We start from the raw sequence: 20,336 nt of genomic DNA on the forward strand, positions 1-20,336 counted from the left end.
CCTGTCTTAATGCGCTAAGCTTTTGGCTATGGCGCTTGTAGCTTCATGCCTGAGACGTATGCTTAGAAGTCTATGGATTCTGGTGGGCGATCAAATCGCCTGGCCTGGTTCGTGAGGCGTTATGGCGAACCCCGAGCGGGTGGGCGGGCGCTTCAACAACGGTCCATGCCCTGTGTGAAGCTGGGTGAATATAAGTCGGTAGTGCGCGCCAGATACAAAAAAACCCGGCCAGGCCGGGTTTTTTGTGTGAAACCGGATCAATTACTTGATCTTGGCTTCCTTGTACTCAACGTGCTTGCGAACCACCGGATCGTACTTCTTGATTGCAATCTTTTCCGGGGTGTTACGCTTGTTTTTGTTGGTCGTGTAGAAGTGACCAGTGCCTGCTGAAGATACCAGCTTGATTTTCTCGCGCATGATGCGGCTCCTTAAACTTTCTCGCCGCGGGCACGAAGATCGGCCAGCACAGCGTCAATGCCTTTTTTGTCGATGATGCGCATACCCTTGGTGGATACGCGCAGCTTCACGAAGCGCTTCTCGGACTCAACCCAGAAGCGGTGGTTCTGCAGATTCGGCAGAAAACGACGACGAGTGTGGTTCATCGCGTGGGATACATTATTACCGGTTATCGGGCGCTTACCGGTAACCTGACAAACTCTGGACATACTTGCCTCCGACCTGAGCAATGGTCTCTATCAATACGAATTCGTTTTAAATGCGTCTCTGGTTGCTCCGGAGCCATACCTGCTGCCGGTGTGCGCTTCTGAAACAGAACGCTGCTCGCCAGACGCCGCCAGAAAGGGACGCTTTTATACCAGAACTGACGGGCCAACGCAAAAAATTGTTGGGAATTTGGCCAGTTTTGGGGGCGTCCCCGGAAAATAACTACATCAACCCTCTTTCAGCCAGGGATATTACCTCACCGTGGCCCACTACCATATGGTCAAGAACCCTGATATCCACCAGGCCGAGTGCTTCTTTCAGTCTTCGGGTCAGAGAAATGTCTGCCTGGCTGGGTTCGGCCACGCCGGACGGGTGGTTGTGGGCAAAAATGACCGCTGCAGCGTTGTCCTCCAGAGCCTGGCGCACGACTTCCCGGGGATAGACGGCAGCGCCATCGATGGTGCCCCGGAACAGTTCTCGGTACTGGATTACCCGATGCCGGTTGTCCAGGAACAGCCCGGCAAAAACTTCATGGGGGTAGGTGCCCAGGCGACTGGTCAGAAATCGCCGGGTGTCCTCGGGAGAACGCAGCGGGTCGCCCTGGCGCAGGGGCTCATCCATCACCCTCCGGGCCATTTCCATGGCCGCCTGAACCTGGGCATATTTCGCCGAGCCAAGCCCTTTTACCCGGCAGAACTTTCCCTGCGAGGCGGTCATCAGCCCCCGCAAGCCGGAAAATTCTTCGATCAGATAACGGGATAGTGCCATTACCGGCATTCCGGTGGTGCCGGTGCGCAGAAAGATAGCGAGCAGCTCGGCGTCTGACAGGGATTGGGCGCCGTGGGCGAGTAAGCGCTCTCTGGGCCGCTCGTCTGAGGGCCAGGGGTCAGTGGTCATAGTATGCTTCCTTGCGATCAAGCAAATTAGGGAACGATGCTTCCGGCATCGGGTTCTCGAAATTACAAAGGTTACTCCAAAAGGTAACATTCGGTAAACGAATGTCGATGCCTGCAGGCTGCCCGTGTGCCCCGGGCATGCTATCTTATAACTCTTTTTTTTCAGTGGATAACGGAGCCTGCATGGCGGCCAGACGAATATTGTTGGGGATTACCGGTGGCATTGCGGCTTACAAAAGTGCCGAGCTGGTTCGGTTGCTGAAGAAGGCCGGTTGTGAAGTTCGCGTGGTGATGACAGCGGGTGCTGAAGCCTTTGTCACCCCGCTGACCTTCCAGGCGCTCAGCGGTGAGCCTGTGCGTACGTCGTTGCTGGATCCGGAAGCCGAAGCGGGCATGGGGCACATCGAGTTGGCCAAGTGGGCGGATCAGGTGGTTATAGCGCCGGCGTCGGCGGATTTCCTGGCCCGGTTGACCCATGGTATGGCTGACGACCTGTTAACAACGGTGTGTTGTGCCACCGAAGTTCCGATTGCGGTAGCGCCCGCCATGAACCAGGCCATGTGGAGCAACGCCCGCACCCAAAGGAACATCCAACTGCTGCAGGACGACCCGCAGATCAGTATCTGGGGGCCTGATCGTGGTGAACAGGCCTGTGGTGATAACGGGCCGGGGCGCATGCTGGAGCCGGAGGCGCTGGCAGAACGGGTTCTGGGTGCCAGTCCACAGGCTGCGGGCGGAGTGCTGGCGGGAAGGCGTGTTGTGATCACCGCTGGCCCCACCCGGGAGCCGATTGACCCGGTGCGCTACATTACCAATCACAGCTCCGGAAAAATGGGCTATGCCGTGGCGATGGCTGCCGCGTTGGCCGGTGCCGAGGTTGTCCTTGTCAGTGGGCCAGTGTCTTTGCCAGCTCCCCGGGGGGTGCAGGTGCGAGGCGTGACCACCGCGCAGGAGATGCTGAATACCGCAAGTGCCGCCGTAGACGAAGGCTGCGACATCTTCATTGCCAGCGCTGCGGTGGCTGACTATCGGCCGGAACAGTTCGTCGACCAGAAGATCAAAAAGGCCAGTGACACCATGAGCCTGTCCCTGGTGCGTAATCCGGATACCCTGGCGACTATCGCTGCCCGGGACAAGCCGCCTTTCACCGTAGGCTTTGCCGCGGAAACCACCGACGTGGCCAGGTATGCCGCCGACAAGATGAAACGCAAGAAGCTCAATATGATCGTTGCCAACGATGTGTCGATACCGGGCCTTGGTTTCAGCAGTGACCGGAATGCGGTCACCGTATTCTGGCCGGGCGGCAGTGAATCGATAGGGCCAGACAGCAAGCAAACCATTGCGAACCGCCTGATGGCGTTGATTGCAGAACATATCAGCAGGACAGCAACAGTATGAGTAAGCGACAGTTTCAAGTGCGCGTTCTGGATGACCGGATTGGCACCGATATTCCATTTCCGGCCTATGCCACCGAGGGTTCAGCTGGCCTGGATCTGCGAGCCGCTCTGAAAGAACCCCTGACACTGAAGCCGGGAGAAACCTTTCTGATACCCACCGGCCTGTCTGTCCACCTTGCCGATTCGAATCTGGCCGCGATGATTCTCCCCCGCAGTGGGCTGGGCCATAAGCACGGGATCGTCCTCGGCAATCTGGTGGGGCTGATTGATTCCGATTACCAGGGTGAGCTGATGGTGTCTTGCTGGAACCGCGGCCAGACAGAGTTCACGGTTGAAATCGGTGAGCGTATTGCGCAGATGGTTTTGGTGCCGGTGGTTCAGGCCGACTTCGAGGTGGTTTCCGAGTTCGCAGCCAGTGACCGTGGCGCCGGTGGTTTCGGGTCGACCGGAAGTCATTAACAGCGCTCGTCGGCGCACGGGCGTCTATACTCAGCGGATAACGAATAATCCGGGTTCTACATATTTGCGGGATGTACTATGAAATTCGCCAAGAAAAAAACCAACGCGGCGTCTGGTGAGGAACTGCCGGAAAAAAAATCGGGTAAGAAGCGCAAACCGGCCAAGGCCGACAAAGAGCCCGGCGCCTCCGGTCTGAAAAAGCTCGGCAGCGTGGCTGTCAATCAGGCTCTGGTTGTGATTCTGGCGACAGCTGCGGCGGTTGCTCTGGCTTATTTTCTTGCGCTGCAGCCTGCGGCTCAGGCCAGTTTCCGTGAAGCCGTAAAGGTAGAGGCAGACAGTGCCAAAACGCGCCTGGATCAGTCGCTTGGCGCCTTGCAGGCTCAGGTGCAGGCGATGGCGAGTCAGCGCTACATTGCCAACGCCCTGCAACAGCGGGCGGGGGTAGAATCACTGGCCGAGCAACTGCAGGCGGCGATACCCGGCGCAGCTCGGGTGTTTGTCTTCCCGTACCGGGAAATTCCCAGAACCGGTGCCGAGGGCAGTTTGCTCGGTTTTGCCGGGCTGGAGCTGGCCCGGCGTGCGGAGAGTGGCCAGTCGTTGCTGCCTGACGCCTTCCCCAGAGACAACCAATGGTACCTTCAGTTCGCCGGCGCAGTTCGGCATCCGGTCAGCAACGCAGTTGTTGGCAGCGTACTGGTGGTGTTTGACGCCTCTCATATCCGCCCCCTGCTGAGCGTTAATAACCCGCAGCTTGGCGGACAGCTTGCGTTGGTGCAGACCGTCGCCGGCACCAGCAGAACGGTTGTCAGTTCGGGTAGCGGCAGTGGCGATGTGCAAACCCGTACCCTGCTGAACCCCGACTGGACGGTGAGTTACCAGCCAGCCAGAGTGCCCGAGCCCCCGGTGAACACGGTGCTGCTGGGTTTGCTGGTTGGTTTTCCCCTGCTGATTGCCGCGATTGTTGTCTGGTTCCTGCTGAGTGGTGCCCAACGGAGCATTCGCAAAGATGTCGCCGCGCTGGTGCAGTGGGCGCATAAGGTGTTCAGTGGCGAAAAGATGAAGCTGCCCACCATGCATTGGGATCTCGTTGCCTCCACGGGCGAGGTGCTGTTCCGGATGTCTCAGGCAGTGGAAAAGCGGGTTTCAAAAGTATCGGCAACAGCAGCACCGGCGCCCAGGGCTGCGCCAACTCCGGGCAAACCAGCGGCGGCTGCCGACGAGCCTCTGTTTCAGGACAAAGACGTGCTTGATATCGACATGCTGGATGGCGATGAGGATGTCCTGGGTTTCGGCAGCTCCGACGACTCTCTGTTTGAGGGGGATATCCCCGACGTGCAGGAAACCGTCATGCCCAGTGTGACGGTGGAGCCGGAAATCTTCCGTGCCTACGATATACGGGGCATTGTCGGGCAGACCCTGTCCCGCGACGTGGTGGAAGTCATCGGCCGAGCGATTGGTTCCGAGGCGGCGAGTCTTGGTATTACCGATCTGTGCATCGGCTACGATGGCCGCCATTCGAGCCCGGAGCTGTCAGAGGCCCTTGGGCGTGGCATTATGGCCACGGGTTGCAATGTTATATATCTCGGCGCCATTCCAACACCGGTGCTCTACTTTGCCACCCACCATCTGCAGACCGGCTCCGGTGTTATGGTAACCGGCAGCCACAACCCGGCGGATTATAATGGCCTGAAAATCATGCTTGGTGGCGAGACGCTGTCCGGTGACGCCATTCAGAAGTTGTATCAACGCATTCAGAATGCCGACTTTACATCCGGCCAGGGTAGCCAGAGTCGGGACGATGTGCGTCGTGCCTACCTGGACAGGATTGTCGGCGATATTGCAGTGGCGGCTCCGCTGAAAGTGGTGCTGGATGCCGGTAACGGCATTGCCGGTGAGCTTGGCCCGATGCTGGTGGAAGAGCTGGGCTGCGATGTGACTCCGCTGTATTGTGACATTGACGGCAACTTCCCCAATCACCACCCGGACCCTGGCAAACCGGACAACCTGCGCGATCTGATTGCCCGAGTGCAGGAAACCGGAGCCGATATCGGCCTGGCGTTTGACGGAGACGGCGACCGCCTGGGTGTGGTGACTAACACTGGCAAGATTATCTGGCCAGACCGTTTGATGATGCTCTTCGCCCGGGATGTGGTTTCACGCAATCCGGGTGCCGACGTGCTGTACGACGTCAAATGCAGCCGCAGGCTGGCCAGCGTGATTTCCGAGGCTGGCGGGCGGCCGATCATGTGGAAAACCGGTCACTCGCTGATGAAGGCCAAGATGAAAGAAACCGGCGCTTTGCTGGCTGGCGAGATGAGTGGCCATATCTTCTTCGGCGAACGCTGGTACGGCTTCGACGATGGCCTCTATTCTGCCGCTCGCCTGCTGGAAATTCTCGGTATTGAAGATCGCCATGCCGACGAGGTCTTCGAAGATTTTCCGGAAGACATCAGCACGCCTGAACTGAATGTGGAGGTGACCGAGAAAGAGAAGTTCGCCATTATTGAGCAGCTCGGTGAGCAGGCCGAATTTGGTGACGGCAGCATCAGCACCATCGACGGCATCCGCGTAGATTACGCGGATGGCTGGGGGTTGTGCCGTGCATCCAACACCACGCCGGTACTGGTGCTGCGTTTTGAAGCCGAGAACGAAGCCGCCCTGGAACGGATAAAAGCCGTGTTCCGGGAGCAACTCCAGAAAGTAGCACCGGATCTGGTTGCTACCTTCTGACCCACTTTTTCAATGCAAGGACTGACAGAACATCATGGCCCTGGATCGTGAAACTGCAATGCAGGTGGCCTCGGTACTGAGCCGGGGGCTGCCCTATATCCAACGCTTTACCGGAAAAACCGTGGTCATCAAATATGGCGGTAACGCCATGGAGAATGAAGACCTGAAAAGCAGTTTCGCCCGGGATGTGGTGTTGATGAAACTGGTGGGCCTGAATCCCATCGTGGTTCATGGTGGTGGCCCTCAGATTGGTGAATTGCTGGAGCGGTTGAATATCCAGTCCCGATTCGTAAATGGTATGCGAGTGACCGACGCCGAAACCATGGATGTGGTTGAAATGGTGCTCGGAGGCCAGGTGAATAAAGAAATTGTCTCGCTGATCAACGCCCATGGCGGCACCGCTGTGGGCCTGACCGGCAAAGACGCCAACCTGATCCGGGCCCGCAAGCTGGAAGTGGTGAATCGCTCACCGGAAGTCGAACGTACCGAAATTGTTGATATTGGCCATGTCGGTGATGTAGCCAGTGTGAATGTCGACGTGATTGATATGCTGACCCGCAGCAACGTGATTCCGGTGATCGCGCCCATTGGGGTAGGACCGGATGGCGCCTCCTACAACATCAACGCAGACCTGGTGGCGGGCAAGGTGGCAGAAGCCATGAAAGCGGAAAAGTTGATTCTGCTGACTAACGTGTCCGGATTAAAGAGTAAAGAGGACAAGGTGCTCACGGGTCTGACTACCCAGCAAGTCAACGGGCTGATTGAGGATGGCACCATCCACGGCGGCATGTTGCCAAAAATCCGTTGTGCCCTGAGCGCTGTCGAAAACGGTGTGCGCACTGCTCACATTATCGACGGACGGGTGGCCCATGCCTGCCTGCTGGAAATCTTTACCGACGAGGGTGTCGGTACCCTGATTTCCCGTAACTGATCCACCTGGCCGGGAGTTGCCGGATGAAGCGCCTGTTGTCTTTCCTCGTTATCACCGGCCTGGTGGCGTTTGCCGCCTACAAAGCCAGCGCCTGGTGGTTGCTGGATCAGCGCCTGGCCGGGGCGAGAGCCGGGTTGTCTGAATATGGTGTTCTGAACCGGGGCAGCATCGGCTCGTCTCTGGATGGCCGAATTTTCCTGGAGCAACCCAACTGGCAGGACTTCCGCCTGACCCAGCCGGTGGCCTTCCGGCTGCTTGAGTTTGATGCAGGCTCGCCGGTGACACTGCTTACCACGCTGTTGGAGCCGGGCCGGTTGCCTGCAACCTGGAATCTGGCCGCTGAGGGTGTAAGCCTTGAGCTTGAACCTACCATGTTCCGCAACTGGGTAACCGCCGGGCCGGACGAGACTACACGGGGCCCGCTGGTCGGCCTGGCTTGCGCGCCGGATCCCCGGCAGCAGCTGGGTAGCGGTGACCTCATGCGCATGGGGATTGCCGGTATTCGTGGTGATTTCACTCTGCACCAAAGCCCTGAAACCCTGCGTCTGGAACTCAATACCCGGGAAACCGGCAGTCTCGAACTGGTCTGGCCGGATGCCCGGCTGAGGGTAAACAACCCGCTATCGCTTTCCGGTATCAGCTCCCGGCCGGTGCAGCTGACACTCCGGGATGCCGGGTTGATGCGCCGCCTGTCTGCCTACTGTGCCCGGGAGACAGGGCAGGATGTCAGTAGCTGGGCAGGCAAGGCCGTGGCCGTACTGGATCGCGGGCTGCGGGAACGCGGCTGGCAGGCCAGCCCCCAGCTGCTGGCGCTATACCGCCAGTGGCTAACGGAAGGCGGCGAGCTGTCGGGAAGTTTCCGGCCAGCCAGCCCGACCCTGGGCATTCCCGTACACAGTAGCGCTGGCAACGCACCAGGCGCGGACTTGCTTTACAACGGCGCCCGGGTACCTGATGTCTATCTGACGGAAATACAGCCCGAGGCACCTGAGCCTCTGCCCAGGGCCCTTACCCCGGTGGCGCCACCGGAAGACCCGGGCGTGGAGCAGTGGTACGCTCAGAGCCTTGAGACCGCCAATGACTGGCTGAACCGTCGGGTGCGGGTAACGCTGTCCAACGACAACCAGGTAGAAGGCCGATTGGCCAGCGTGGGGGAGCGGGATCTGGAAATCGCCCGCACCGTGGCTGGCGGAGAAGTTGCCTATCCGATTCTGAAACGGGCCATTACACACTTTGAAGTCTGGCGCCGGGGCCGCCCGGAATAGCGCCAGCACAGGAGGCGCAGGTGATAGCAAATTCAGGCAGAAGCTCGCAGAATCCGGGCATCCGGGAGATGCTCACCAAATTGATCTCGCTGCCGTCGATCAGCAGCGCATCGCCGGACTGGGATCACAGCAACGAAGCGGTGGTGCGAACTCTCGCGGAGTGGCTTGAACCTCTTGGGTTTACCGTGGAAATCCTGGAAGTGCCGGGCATGCCCGGCAAATGCAACCTGATCGCCACCCTCGGCAGTGGCCCGGGTGGTCTGGTGCTCTCCGGCCACACCGATACGGTTCCCTTCGACGACAAACGCTGGCAAAGCGATCCTTTCACCCTGACGGAAAAAGACAATCGCTGGTATGGCCTGGGCACCTGCGATATGAAAGGCTTTTTTCCACTGGCCATTGAAGCCGCCCGAGCCTTTGTGGGCCAACCCCTGCAAAAGCCCCTGATCATCCTCGCCACCGCCGATGAAGAAAGCTCCATGAACGGTGCTCGGGCGTTGGCCGAGGCCGGTAAACCCAAAGCCCGGTATGCCGTCATCGGAGAACCCACCGGTCTGAAACCGGTGCGGATGCACAAGGGCATCATGATGGAGCGGCTCCGGTTCGACGGCCAATCCGGCCACTCCTCCAACCCGGCGCTTGGTAACAACGCCCTGGAAGGCATGCACCAGGCGCTTGGTGAGTTGCTGGCACTGCGTAGCGAATGGCAGCAGAAATACCGCAACCCCAACTTCGAAGTGCAGGTGCCCACCCTGAACCTGGGCTGTATCCACGGCGGCGACAACCCCAACCGCATTTGCGCCCAGTGCGAGCTGCATTTCGACTTGCGCCCCTTGCCCGGCATGGACATGGCCAGCCTGCGCCAGGCCATTCTCAACCGGATGCAGCCACTGGCCGACCAGCGCGAGCTGAAACTGACTTTCGAGCCGCTGTTTGATGGCGTCCCCCCGTTCGAGACACCGGCCGACGCGGCTCTGGTCAAAGCCTGTGAAAAACTCACCGGCCACACCGCCCACGCCGTGGCCTTCGCCACTGAAGCCCCCTGGTTGCAAAAGCTCGGGCTGGAAACCCTGGTGATGGGCCCGGGATCTATCGACCAGGCCCATCAGCCCGATGAATATCTGGCGCTGGATCAACTGCAGCCCACTGTGGATATTCTTAAAGGCCTGATCAAGGAGTTTTGTCTTTAGTATTTGAAGTCAGAAACAGGTTGCACGAGAGGTTGGCCTGGATGCTCTTCTAAAACCGTTGAGCGCCAGGGATGGCGCGAATCGAGCCCCCCAGGGACGGGTTCATGGGCGTGTTTTGGAAGAACATCCAGGCCAACCTCGGCGATTACCGACTTTGAGCGCATACGCATTACTTGGCATACTCAAGCACTGATACCGAGGCCTTGAGACATAAGGAACACGAGATTTGAAATCGAACGACTGGTTACACGGATTCCGTCACTCCTCCCCGTACATCAACGCCCACCGGGGCCGAACCGTCGTTCTTACCATGCCCGGCGATGCCATCGAGCACCGCAACTTCATTAATATCATCCACGACATCGCCCTGCTCAGCAGCCTCGGCGTGCGCCTGGTGGTTGCCTTTGGAGGCCGCCCCCAGATCCAGTCCCGGCTCGACGACGCTGGCCTGGAATCCGCCTTCTCCCGCGGCCTGCGCATTACCCCAGACGACCACCTGCCGCTGGTGATGGAAGCCATCGGTGGCCTACGGGCTTACCTCGAAAGCCAGCTTTCCATGGGCCTGGTCAACTCCCCCATGCACAACGCCCGCATCCGGGTAACCAGCGGCAACTACGTTACCGCTAAACCTGTAGGCGTGCTGGACGGTACCGACTTTGGCTACACCGGGCGGGTGCGCAGGGTTGATGCCCGGGGTATCGAGCAGATGCTGGAGCTTGGCCATATTGTGCTGCTTCCGCCTATGGGCTACTCCCCTACGGGTGACAGTTTTAATTTGTCTTACGAAGACGTGGGCAGCCAGGTGGCGGCGGCCCTGCAGGCGGAAAAGCTGATCGTTTTTATTGATGACGAAGGTCTGCTGGAAGAAGACGGCGCGCTGATCCGAGAGCTGTCTGCCCGCCAGGCAGCCGACCGACTGCAGGACAACACCGTAACCGGGCACGACGCGGCCCTGTTGAAAGCGGCCTGTGACGCCTGCGTGAAAGGCGTTCGGCGGGCTCACATCATCAGCTATGCTGAGGACGGCGCACTGCTGGAAGAGCTGTTTACCCGGGATGGTTCCGGCACTCTGGTCAGCGGTGACAATTACGAGCAGATACGCCAGGCCCGGGTGGAAGACATCGGCGGCATACTGGAACTGATCCAACCTCTGGAAGAGCAGGGGGTACTGGTGCGCCGATCCCGGGAAATGCTGGAAACCGAAATCAACCGGTTTGTGGTGGCCGAGCGGGATGGCACCATCGTTGGCTGCGCGGCGCTGTATCATTACCCGGAAGAAAACGCCGGTGAGTTGTCCTGTTTTGCTGTAGATCCTTCTTACCGCAGGGCCGGGCGGGGCGACGATATCCTGGCCATGGTTGAGAAACTGGCCCGGGGCCAGGGTATCCAGCGGCTGTTTGTGCTGACTACCCAGACCGAGCACTGGTTCCGGGAGCGGGGCTTTGTGCCTACCGCCGTGCAGGAATTGCCCGGGCCCAAGCTGGCAGCCTACAACACCCAGCGCAACTCAAAGGTCTTCTACAAACCGCTGTGACAGGCTGGCCAGGCGCTGGTTGCGAACCGCCTCCGGGGCTTCGGCGAGCGCCGCCACCTGACGGTAAAAGCGGGGGAAATCTCCGCCTGCATCACGCAACAGCTGGCGGAATGCCGGAACATGCTGGTTGTATTGCCGGAACAGGGCCAGATTGGCGTTGTTCAGGGTAACCGGCGGCGAGCCAAAGGGCCCCGGTTCCGGGAAGTGTTTTGAAAGATCCGCGTAGGCCTGTGCCAGCTGTGTCAGCAACTGGGCTTTACGGTTGCGCACAAGTTCCGTGCCGAGGGCATTTTGTTCACGGTACAGTCGGTTCAGGCGGGCATTGGTCTGCTCCACCAGTTCCAGGGTCTTGCGCCGGTGCTCCAGCCGCGTCAGCGCCCGGTTAAACAGCACGGACTCCCCCCTGAGTTCCAGCCAGAGCTTCAGGCCTTCCAGTTCCACCGCCGTGGCAAAACTTTCGTTGAACGCCGTGTCCTCGTCGATGTAGAGCACCCGGTGAGCCAGTTCGTGGAACATCAATGCCACCATTCGGTCCTCTGGCAGTGCAGTAAAACCGGAATGCAGTGGGTCGTCGAACCAGCCCAGGGTGGAGTAAGCGGTTACACCGCCAATGAAAGTATCGTAGCCCCGGGCCTGAAAATCCGCTGCTTCTGCCCTGGCGTCCTCCAGGCTGAAGTAGCCCCGATAGGCCTGGCAGCCGACCACGGGGTAGCACCAGCGGTTGGGTTGCAGTGAAAACTCTGGTACCGCAATCAGGTTGACCAGAACCCAGGGGCGATCCAGTGCAACATAGTCGCTGAAGGCGCCACCCACCGGCAGGGAAAGGCGTTCCTCGGCGAACCTTCTGGCGGCCTGGCTCAGCTGCAGTTTGTGCTTGAGTTCCGGGCGGGTATCGCTACGCTGAATAAGGTGGGTAACCGATTTTCCGGACCACATCAGAGACAGGTGGCCGCTAACCGCCTGGCTGTAGTAGCTGACGGTTGAGCAGCCACTGAGCAGCAGGAACAGTAGCAAAAGCAGATATATCTGACTAAGCTGTTTCATGGGGCATCTTGTTGTGGTTAATACTCCGTCGGGAGAAAAACCTTCGCTGTTCTGAAGGCTTACTGATGTTATCCCGGGCCCGAAGGCTTTATCATAGCAGTTGGTACTCAGAGAGTTTCAGGGACGTTTACCGGTCACCTTTCACCGGTAACAAACCGGCTTTGCAACCTGGTCAGGTATTCATGGATTCGAGAGAACGTCGTAGCAGCCCCCGACAGCCAATTAAACTGGCAGCTCAGATAGATGCAGGTAATGGTGAGGCATGGCCCTGCCAGATCGCAGACTTCTGTGCCGAGGGGCTGTTTATCCGTTATTCCGCAGAAACCTCCGCCAAAGTCGACCGGGTGCTCGACACGGGTGTTACTCCGGAGCTGGTTGTCCGGTTTCGCGGGCTCGAAGGCAATCGCCGGTTTGACCTGCATGTTCTCCCGGTTCGCCGGATCGAGGGCGCTATGGGTGTCAATTTTACCCGGGCAGACCCGGGCGCCATCAACGCCATGCTGCAGCTTTGCGGCAGTACTGGCACCCAGGAGCGATCCTCCCTCAAGGCGCCCAGTGAACGCGTCCAGTTTGTGCTGCATCAGTGTGCCCGCACGGTTACCCAGTTTATTGAGCCATTAATGGATGCTTGTCTGGTACAGACAGTTCAGGCTTTGCGGGAGGCTGCCCAGAAGGCAGCCAATGATCAGCTGGCCAACGAATTCATGGACTCGGCCGGCCAGATTGAGGGGCGGCAGCGGGTGCTCTGGCACTACATGGGCCGCAGCCTGGAGTCGCCGCTGAAGCCTGAACCCAAAGGTGTGCCGGGCTCCGTCCTTTCGGTGGTCGATAAAAATGAATTTGAAGATTGGCTGGCCATACGGGTGATGGTCACCCGGGCCGATACCCAGTACCGGGGGGATCTGTTACAGCTGAAACTGCGCCTGGATCACCTGGGTATTGCCAATCGCACCGGCCATCACAATCCGTTGGGGCCAGCGCTGGTTTGCGAGGCGTACCACACTGCTCTGGCTCAGGTAAAAGTGGGCCGGGAAGTTGAGAAGATCTGCCTGAAAGTGTTTGAGCAGGCCGTGGTCAGGCAGCTGGAGCCGTTATACCGGGAGCTGAACAATATCCTGATTCGCCACGGGGTTCTGCCGGATCTTGATTTGTCGAGATACCTCAGTGATCAGGCCATGGTGAAAGAGGAGCCCGCGAAGAAACCGGTGCCGCCGGATGTCCCGGAGACGTTGGCGGGCAGCCCGGGGGCCACCGCTGAAACTGCGCCGGCGCCGGAAACGTCGGCTAAAGGTCGCGTTCGTGGCCGGGTAGCGGGAGAGTTCCGGGGTTACGCCCAGGCGGCACAAACGGCGTTCGCGACGGTCAAGAACCTGTTGAGTACTCTGCATGCCAGCCGGGTGGCAACAGGTGAACCGGCCACGAACCCGTTTCCGGCAACAGCCCGGCCACTGTCCGGCGGCGAGCTGCAAAAAGAGTTGCAGGAGTTGCAGTTGCAGGCTGCGGCGCCAGACAATGACAGCCCTGGCACGCTGAAGGAACGGGTGGTCGAGAAAATCCGTGAGTCCGGGGATTCAGGGCTGAATGCGGATCATCAGCAGACCCTGGATGTTGTCGACCGGTTTTTCCACAGCGTGGTGGAAAGCCCGAAACTCAGCGACTATGCCCAGAGCCGAATGCGTCAGCTTGAGGTGCCGGTTCTGAAGGTTGTCATGCGGGATCCGGAGTTTTTTGAAGACCAGAACAGCCCGGTTCGCGGCGTCATGAACCGGCTTGCCCAGCTCGGAGTGAGAGGGGGGCGGCTGAATCCGGTGGTTCAGCGGCGGGTGGATGAACTGGTTCAGCGTATCGCTACCGAGTTTGAGCAGGATACCGGTGTCTTCGAGCAGGCGGTGGGTGAATTCGACAGCCTGATCGACCGGCAGAACCTGGTTTATCGCCGCAACGTTGAGCGGGTAACCGCCGCAGCGGAAGGTGCGCAGAAAGTCGCGGACTCGAAAGCAGCGGTGGCCGAGGCGCTGGATCAGAAACTGGCGGGCCGGAGTGTTCCCCGGGCTCTGATGAGCCTGCTGGATGGTGGGTGGCGAGACCTGCTGTCGTTGACCTGGATACGGCAGGGGCCCGACAGCCAGCTGTGGCAGGATTACCTGGCGGTGGTCGATCTGTTGTTGGCCTTTGCCGACGATCCGCAAAGCAATATCAATCTTCCCGAGTTGCTCCGGCTGATTCAGGATGGGCTGGCGTCGATTTCCAGTAATCATCTGCCTTCCTCGCAGATCCGTGACGAACTCAAGCAGTTTCTGGTGCGTCGCCCCGATCATGCGCCTGAGATGGTGAAAGTGCCCCCGGCTGTTGCAAAACCCGACAAGGCGGTTCTCAGCGAACGGGAACAGCGTAGCCTGCAGCGCTGGGTGAACCGGGCGCAGCAGTTGCGCACCGGCGACTGGCTAAAAGATCAGACACGTCCGGAGCAGCCTCAGTACATTCGCCTGGTGTGGGTTGCGCGGGGTTTCAGCCGCTTTGTTTTTGTAAACCATCAGGGTATGCGCGTGGTGGAGCTGGAGCTGGAGGCTCTGGCCAGGCAGATGCGCAAAGGCATCATCGTGCCGGACAACCAGTACGATCGTCCACTGGTGGATGAAAGCATTGATCGCATGGTGCGCAACGTTTACGACCAGCTTTCCTGGGCGTCGACTCACGATGAGCTCACCCACCTGCTCAACCGCCGGGAGTTTGAGCGTATGCTCGACCAGCACCTGGTGCGCCGTGAAGACAGCCGGACACTGTTGCAGCTGGACCTCAGAGGGTTCCGGTTGCTGAACGATACGGCGGGTTACCAGGCCGGAGACGAAGCCCTGAAACGCATCGCCGGGTTGATCTGCGAGCACGTGGACGGCGGAATGCCGGTTGCTCGAATGTCCGGTACCGAGTTTGCCATGCTGGTGCCGGAGGAAAGTGGCGAAACCGTAGCAGAAACCCTGTTGTCCGCGATTGAGCAAGAGGCTTTCAACTTTGATGGTCGCAGCTATCAGCTCGGCGCCAATGCCGGGCTCGCCCCCGAGTCGTCCGGGCTGATCAGTTCTGAAAAATGGCTGAGGGCGTCTGAGCAGGCGTTGAATTCGGCGCGGGCAAAAGGCTCCGGGCAGTGTGTTATCTATGCTCTTGACGCCTCAGGCCAGGCACGCCAGGAACGGATTGCGGCCCGAGTTGCCGAATTAAGCAGCCCGGATGACGAACGCATGCTGCTGCGTTGCCAGAAAATAATTCCGCTGCACGGCGACACGGTCATGGCGGCCCAGTACGAGATACTGATCAGTATGTACGATGAAAGCGGCGAGCTGATTACCGGCCAGGATTTTGTGCGCATGGCCGAGCGCTATGACCGGATGCAGGCAGTGGATCGCTGGGTCGTCGGCCAAATGCTCGACTGGTTGCGGGATCGGGCACCGGATCCACGGGACGTTGGCGGTGTCTGTATTAACTTGTCCGGGCACTCGTTGAATGATCAGGCGTTGCTGGAGTTTATCTACGAAAAACTCAGTAAAAAAGATGCGCCGATTGAGCGGCTCTGGTTTGAGTTGACGGAAGCCTCTGCCATCCACGACGTGCAGTCGGTGGCGGATTTCATGCTGGAGATGAAAGAGCTTGGCTGCCGCTTCTGTCTGGGCAATTTTGGCAGCGGGCCTAACTCGTTCCAGTACATGCGTTCTTTGCCGGTGGATCTGATCAAGATCGACAGCGCGCTGACTGCGCAGCTGCCTACCAGCCAGACCGATCAGGCAATGGTTCGATCCATGGTGGATATGGCTCACTACATGAAGCGCGAAGTGATTGCCTGCCAGGTTGAATCCCGTGATGTTCTTGATGCTCTCCGGCAGCTTGGCGTGGACTATGCACAGGGTTTTGTTATTGAAAAGCCCAGGCTGCTGAACAGTCTGGTCGGCTAGCTGCGGGAGCCCTTGCTTTATGTCGAAGCGCCATCCGATCATTGCGGTCACCGGTTCCTCGGGAGCGGGCACAACCACCGTCAGCCAGACATTCAGCCGTACCTTTGCCAGTGAAGGTATTCGTGCGGCTATGGTGCGGGGAGACAGTTTTCATCGCTACACCCGTGAGCAGATGGCACGGCTGGCCGCCAAGGGCCAGTTTGGTGAGCGCAACCACTTTGCCCTGGCTGCCAATCATATCGACCGCCTTGAAGCGCTCTTCTACGACTACAGCCAGGCAGGTAACGGCCGCTGCCGGCAGTATGTGCACGATGAGGATCTGGAGCTGGTGAACGCTGGCTACAAGCCCGGCACCTTTACTCCCTGGAGCTCGCTGCCGCCCGATACGGATTTGCTGTTTTATGAGGGGCTGCACGGTGGTGTGGTCTGTGACGACTTCAACATCGCCGAGTACGTTGATTTGCTGATCGGGGTGGTGCCGATCGTGAACCTGGAGTGGATCCAGAAGATCCACCGGGATACCCATCAGCGGGGCTACAGCCAGGAAGCGGTCGTTGAGACGATTCTTAATCGCATGGACGACTATGTGCGCGATATCGTGCCCCAGTTTTCCCACACTCACATCAACTTCCAGCGCATTCCGCTGGTCGACACCTCAAACCCGTTTATTGCCCGTGATGTACCCAGCGAAGATGAAAGCATGGTGGTAATCCACTTCCGGAATACCCGGGAAGTGGATTTCCGCTGGCTGCTTCAGGCCATTCCCCAAAGTAGCCTTTCCCGTCACGACACGCTGGTGATTCCGGGCCCGAAGCTGGCCCTGGCCATGGATCTGATCCTGCGGCCCATGGTGCAGCAGTTGATGGTCGCCAAGGCCTTTGCGTAACGCCAGACAAAGCGTCAGGCGCCCGGGTTGTTGGTAAGCGTGCCGCTCCGGTAGTCGGCCAGTGCCTGTTCAATCTGCTCCCGGGTGTTCATGACAAAGGGGCCATACTGAACAATTGGTTCTGCCAGTGGCAGCCCGGCGATCAACAGTAATTTCGCACCCGCCATGCCAGCGCAAAGCCGTACCTCATCGCCCGGCCCAAGAATGCTGGCACAGGAAAGCGTCAGGCGTTGGTGCTGCTGCTCCGTTTGCAGGTTTGCGGTGCCATCATACAGATAAAGCAGTCCGTTCAGTTTTGCGGAAACGGGCAGGTTCAGCCGGGCCTCTGGCGCCAGGTGGATGTCGGCATAAAGCGGAGCCGTCTGGCCGCCAGACACCGCGCCGATGGCAGAGATGCCCGCGAGGGTCAGCTCCCCGGCAATCAGGCGGATATCAGCCCCCTCCACCTGCAATAGCGGAATGTCCTCCGGTTGGATATCTCGATACCCTGCAGGCTTCATTTTCTCACTGGCGGGCAGGTTAAGCCAGAGCTGGAATCCGCGCATCTGACCCGATTCCTGTTGCGGCATTTCCGAGTGGATGATACCGCGGCCAGCGGTCATCCATTGTACGCCGCCGTTGCGCAGGTTGCCCCGGTTACCCAGATGATCCTCGTGCAGCATATGGCCCTCGATCATGTAGGTTACGGTTTCGAAACCTCGGTGTGGGTGGGCCGGAAAGCCGGCGATGTAGTCTTCGGGTTGATCTGAGCCGAACTCGTCTAGCATTAGGAATGGATCCATGCGTAGTGAAGACTTCTGGCCCAGTGAGCGGCGGATACGGACGCCCGCACCGTCGGAAGTCGCCATGGACGGGATGATGGTTTGCACAGAACGAAGCATAGCCGGAGTCTCCTGAAAAACGACGGTACGGCTATTAAAGCGTGGGCGGCTCGGGGATCAAACCGTAGAATTCTGGCGAGTCAGTTCAAAAAAACTGAATAAGCATGAAGGGCAGCAACCCGGCGAGTGGTGCTGCCCCCGAAGGCAATTACTGAACGTTCCTGGAGTAGAAGATTTCCAGCATCTCCCGGCGCAGGCGATCCTCTATGGACTGGGCTTCTGCCGGGTCCAGGTCGCTGGCGTTTACCCCGAACACGTAGTTGTCGAGGTTGAACTCCTTGAGCATCATCTTGGTGTGGAACAGGTTTTCCTGGTACACGTTCACATCGATCATCTGGTAGGCGTTCTGGGTATCCTCGGTCAGATAGTTCTGGATCGAGTTGATGTCGTGGTCAATGTAATGCTTGGTGCCGTCGACATCGCGGGTAAAGCCGCGCACCCGGTAGTCCACGGTAACCACATCCGAGTCGAAGCTGTGAATCAGGTAGTTCAGTACCTTCAGCGGTGAGATCAGGCCACAGGTAGAAACATCGATGTCCGCCCGGAAGGTGCTTACGCCATCGTGGGGATGGCTCTCCGGATAGGTATGTACGGTCACGTGGCTCTTGTCGAGATGGGCGACAATGGTGTCTGGCAGAGGCCCGGGAGACTCCTCGTTGTCGGCCTGTTCGCTGGTCAGTTCATGCTCGGCAATCAGCATGGTCACCGACGCACCGTGGGGCTCGTAATCCTGGCGGGCAATGTTCAGCACATTGGCGCCGATGATTTTGACCACGTCGGTCAGAATCTGGGTAAGCCGTTCGGCGTTATACATTTCATCGATGTAGTCGATGTAGGCTTCCCGTTGCTCTTCGGTCTGTGCGTAACAGATATCGTAGATATTGAAGCTCAGGGATTTGGTCAGATTGTTGAAACCGTGTAATTGGAGTTTGGTTTCCATGTTCAGCCCCTCCGGATTATGGAGATGAATGTTCGCAGGGCCGTATATCGCCCCTGCCGAGGCCGCCACCGATGATTGACCGGGTGATTGTTGTGTTCACCTTTTGCACAGACCGGCGGAGAAAGTTGCGTATTATGCATACCGCCGGTTGCCTTGAATAGTATTCACAATGACATTTTTGTGGCCGGCCGGGGCCGACCTGAAATAGCGCTGTCCGGCCCGCCCGATTGAACTCAGTCTTCGGCCCGGATTTCATGGCTGTGACTGATTTTTACGCCTCCTGCGGCTAGCATGATGGAGGCCGAGCAGTATTTGTCGGCTGACAGGCTGACCGCCCGTTCCACCTGTTTTTCCTTGAGGTTGCGGCCGGTAACAACAAAATGCAGATGAATGCTGGTAAACACCGACGGCACCGCATCGGCCCGTTCCGCCTGCAGTTCGCAATGGCAGGCGGTAACGTCTTGTCGGCTCTTTTGCAGTATGCTGACCACATCGAAGGATGAGCAGCCGCCAACGCCCATCAGCAGCATTTCCATGGGGCGGGGGCCGAGATCTTCACCACCGCGGTCGGGCGGGCCGTCCAGTTGCACGCTGTGGCCGGTGCCACTGGTGGCGCGGAAACTGGCGTTGCCAGTCCAGTCAACGGTTGCTTTCATTGAATATTCCTCTGATGACGGCGTTTTTTGACCCGGGTCAGCAACGTCCTATGGGTGTTGGTGCGATGCTAGCATAAGCGCGAACCAAGCTCATGATGTCATTCGACCAAAGAAGCATTGCTATCCGAGGCATCCTGTATGCCGTTTCAAGTTGCCCATTCCCTGCCTTCTTGTTATAAGTTGCGTGGCAAAACAGTAAAAACCTAACCTGCCGGGACAGGCGGGATTATAAAAAGATCAGGCATCGCCAGACTCTGAGGAGGCACGTCTCGCATTATGGCTACTATCGTCAAGCCGGTTGAGCAGAAAACCAAGCACCTGGACTACTTTCTTTCCCAATGCCATCGTAGGCGTTACCCCGCGAAAAGCACCATCATCTACGCTGGCGACAAGAGCGACTCTCTGTTCTACATCGTGAAAGGCTCGGTTACCGTCATTATTGAAGATGACGATGGCCGAGAGATGATCATGGCCTACCTGAATTCTGGCGACTTTTTTGGCGAAATGGGGTTGTTCGACAACATGGACTCCCGGAGCGCCTGGGTGAAGGCCAAAATCGAGTGCGAGGTGGCGGAAATCAGCTACACCAAGTTCCGGGAAATTGCCCAGCAGGATCCTCGGGTGCTGTACTTTATCGGCGAGCAAATGGCGTCACGCCTGCGTCAGACCACCCGCAAGGTGGGCGACCTGGCCTTCCTCGACGTGACCGGGCGTGTTGCCCGAACTCTGCTCGACCTGTGCAAGGAGCCGGATGCCATGACCCACCCGGATGGCATGCAGATCAAGATTACCCGCCAGGAAATCGGCCGTATCGTTGGCTGCTCCCGGGAAATGGTTGGCCGTGTACTGAAAACCCTGGAAGATCAGGGTTTGGTGCGGGTCAAGGGCAAGACCATGGTGGTTTACGGCACCCGATAGGG

17 protein-coding genes are annotated in these 20,336 nt (G+C 58.7%); 10 read left to right on the forward strand and 7 right to left on the reverse strand.

Annotated elements, in window-relative coordinates; translation table 11 throughout:
- Positions 1–261 precede the first annotated feature (261 nt).
- The 3 genes from rpmG to radC form a co-directional block, all read right to left on the reverse strand.
- Positions 262–417, reverse strand: a complete 156-nt coding sequence (gene rpmG, locus C7H09_RS16480; protein ID WP_106764759.1) for a 50S ribosomal protein L33 — start codon at positions 415–417, stop codon at positions 262–264.
- An 11-nt stretch (positions 418–428) separates the two neighbouring features.
- Positions 429–665: a 50S ribosomal protein L28 gene (gene rpmB / locus C7H09_RS16485; RefSeq protein WP_106764761.1), complete on the reverse strand. Its 237-nt coding sequence runs from the start codon at positions 663–665 to the stop codon at positions 429–431.
- A 220-nt stretch (positions 666–885) separates the two neighbouring features.
- Positions 886–1,560, reverse strand: a complete 675-nt coding sequence (gene radC, locus C7H09_RS16490; RefSeq protein WP_106764763.1) for a RadC family protein — start codon at positions 1,558–1,560, stop codon at positions 886–888.
- 182 nt (positions 1,561–1,742) lie between these two features.
- On the opposite strand from radC, the gene coaBC reads away from it, so the two are divergent.
- The 7 genes from coaBC to argA all read left to right on the forward strand — a co-directional run bounded on the left by coaBC (position 1,743) and on the right by argA (position 11,065).
- A complete protein-coding gene (gene coaBC, locus C7H09_RS16495; protein ID WP_106764765.1) occupies positions 1,743–2,957 on the forward strand; it encodes a bifunctional phosphopantothenoylcysteine decarboxylase/phosphopantothenate--cysteine ligase CoaBC in 1,215 nt (404 codons plus the stop codon).
- Positions 2,954–3,415: a dUTP diphosphatase gene (dut, locus tag C7H09_RS16500; RefSeq protein WP_106764767.1), complete on the forward strand. Its 462-nt coding sequence runs from the start codon at positions 2,954–2,956 to the stop codon at positions 3,413–3,415. The genes coaBC and dut overlap by 4 nt, the downstream gene beginning before the upstream one ends.
- A gap of 78 nt (positions 3,416–3,493) precedes the next feature.
- Positions 3,494–6,145, forward strand: coding sequence for a phosphomannomutase/phosphoglucomutase (locus tag C7H09_RS20455; protein WP_106764769.1), 2,652 nt, complete (start codon positions 3,494–3,496; stop codon positions 6,143–6,145).
- 34 nt (positions 6,146–6,179) lie between these two features.
- The gene (argB, locus tag C7H09_RS16510; RefSeq protein ID WP_106764771.1) at positions 6,180–7,076 is read left to right on the forward strand and encodes an acetylglutamate kinase; all 897 of its coding nucleotides are present in this window, start codon (positions 6,180–6,182) and stop codon (positions 7,074–7,076) included.
- Positions 7,077–7,099: 23 nt separating this feature from the next.
- A complete protein-coding gene (locus C7H09_RS16515) occupies positions 7,100–8,341 on the forward strand; it encodes an acetylornithine deacetylase (RefSeq protein WP_106764773.1) in 1,242 nt (413 codons plus the stop codon).
- Positions 8,342–8,361: 20 nt separating this feature from the next.
- Entirely contained in the window at positions 8,362–9,531 is a 1,170-nt protein-coding gene (gene argE, locus C7H09_RS16520) for an acetylornithine deacetylase (RefSeq protein WP_106764774.1), read from the forward strand.
- A gap of 226 nt (positions 9,532–9,757) precedes the next feature.
- Positions 9,758–11,065, forward strand: coding sequence for an amino-acid N-acetyltransferase (gene argA, locus C7H09_RS16525; protein WP_106764776.1), 1,308 nt, complete (start codon positions 9,758–9,760; stop codon positions 11,063–11,065).
- Here the strand turns inward: argA and C7H09_RS16530 are convergent.
- Complete coding sequence (locus tag C7H09_RS16530; protein ID WP_106764778.1) at positions 11,039–12,109, reverse strand: aminopeptidase; 1,071 nt, start codon at positions 12,107–12,109, stop codon at positions 11,039–11,041. The genes argA and C7H09_RS16530 overlap by 27 nt on opposite strands.
- A 182-nt stretch (positions 12,110–12,291) precedes the next feature.
- Between C7H09_RS16530 and C7H09_RS16535 the strand changes: the two genes are divergently transcribed.
- The gene (locus C7H09_RS16535) at positions 12,292–16,053 is read left to right on the forward strand and encodes a DUF1631 family protein (RefSeq protein ID WP_106764780.1); all 3,762 of its coding nucleotides are present in this window, start codon (positions 12,292–12,294) and stop codon (positions 16,051–16,053) included.
- A gap of 19 nt (positions 16,054–16,072) precedes the next feature.
- Positions 16,073–16,939, forward strand: a complete 867-nt coding sequence (locus tag C7H09_RS16540; protein WP_106764782.1) for a phosphoribulokinase — start codon at positions 16,073–16,075, stop codon at positions 16,937–16,939.
- 14 nt (positions 16,940–16,953) lie between these two features.
- Here C7H09_RS16540 and C7H09_RS16545 read toward each other — a convergent pair whose 3' ends face one another.
- The 3 genes from C7H09_RS16545 to C7H09_RS16555 all read right to left on the reverse strand — a co-directional run bounded on the left by C7H09_RS16545 (position 16,954) and on the right by C7H09_RS16555 (position 19,416).
- Positions 16,954–17,820 (reverse strand): pirin family protein, encoded by an 867-nt coding sequence (locus tag C7H09_RS16545; protein ID WP_106764784.1) that lies wholly within the window; start codon positions 17,818–17,820, stop codon positions 16,954–16,956.
- Between the two features lie 148 nt (positions 17,821–17,968).
- Entirely contained in the window at positions 17,969–18,760 is a 792-nt protein-coding gene (speD, locus tag C7H09_RS16550) for an adenosylmethionine decarboxylase (protein ID WP_106764786.1), read from the reverse strand.
- Between the two features lie 233 nt (positions 18,761–18,993).
- The gene (locus tag C7H09_RS16555; RefSeq protein WP_106764788.1) at positions 18,994–19,416 is read right to left on the reverse strand and encodes an OsmC family protein; all 423 of its coding nucleotides are present in this window, start codon (positions 19,414–19,416) and stop codon (positions 18,994–18,996) included.
- 276 nt (positions 19,417–19,692) lie between these two features.
- On the opposite strand from C7H09_RS16555, the gene crp reads away from it, so the two are divergent.
- Entirely contained in the window at positions 19,693–20,334 is a 642-nt protein-coding gene (gene crp, locus C7H09_RS16560; RefSeq protein ID WP_106764790.1) for a cAMP-activated global transcriptional regulator CRP, read from the forward strand.
- Positions 20,335–20,336: the final 2 nt, after the last annotated feature.

Source organism: Marinobacter fuscus (assembly GCF_003007675.1).
Lineage (GTDB): Bacteria > Pseudomonadota > Gammaproteobacteria > Pseudomonadales > Oleiphilaceae > Marinobacter > Marinobacter fuscus.